The sequence below is a fragment of the Acinetobacter sp. 809848 genome, from assembly GCF_000581275.1.
Lineage (GTDB): Bacteria > Pseudomonadota > Gammaproteobacteria > Pseudomonadales > Moraxellaceae > Acinetobacter > Acinetobacter pittii.
Window position 1 is genome coordinate 1 of record NZ_JEXG01000165.1, and the last position, 798, is coordinate 798.

Annotated in this window: 1 protein-coding gene and 1 pseudogene; both read right to left on the bottom strand. The window is 36.6% G+C overall.

The genetic code is table 11. From position 1 onward, the window contains the following. Positions 1-153: 153 nt before the first annotated feature. Positions 154-594, bottom strand: a complete 441-nt coding sequence (locus tag J536_RS24570; protein ID WP_032064123.1) for a hypothetical protein — start codon at positions 592-594, stop codon at positions 154-156. Then, positions 591-798: pseudogene (locus J536_RS24575) on the bottom strand (hypothetical protein); the annotation flags it as partial. The pseudogene J536_RS24575 and the gene J536_RS24570, both read right to left, overlap by 4 nt.

Here is a 798-nt window from a genome sequence, read left to right on the forward strand (position 1 = left end):
TCATAGCATAAATACCTGATGTTGAATTATATTCAAGAATTTTCAGTACTTTGCTAATGTCATCTTCTTGATGTAAAGCAACAATCCGATCTATAAAATCATTTTCTCTTTGCCAACCATTTTTATAATCAAAGCTCCATATTTCACTCATTTTTACACCATTGTTAGAAAGTTATATTTACCAAGAAGGTAGAATCTAGCACAACTAACCATGATATTCACTTGGCCTTTAGATTGATTGGTAATAGCCGCAACTGCGCTCAATGATCTATTCTCAACCTTATGCTTAACAAGGCACATTACAGCAAACTTAGTAATATAATCACATTTGTCAGATTTAAATACATTTTTGATTATTGATTGTATTTGGTCTGCTTCATAATCACTTATTTCACATCGAATATAAGATTTACCCTTACGCAGTTCATTACCTGCTTCACGCATTAACCAGTAAATTTGATTGATATGAAGACCATCAGGTAAATCCCCTCCCTTCATACGAACCGTTTCGCACCAAGCGCCAAACTGCTCTAACCATCCATCAATAGTGTATTTAGACCAATCCATTTGTTGTGTTTTTAAAGCTGCACTCATCTTTCACTCACCATTTTCTCTATCTGCTGAACCGCTAAACCTGACTTCACTTGCTCTGTACTGAACCTTAAAACTGTAAAACCCATCATTGCTGCGGAGTTGTATTTCTCCATATCCCCTATATAGCCCTTGCCTCTTGTATGACGGCCTCCGCTCCAGATCCCGCCTTCGACCTCTACCAATATCTTTTTTCCCGTAATTAAA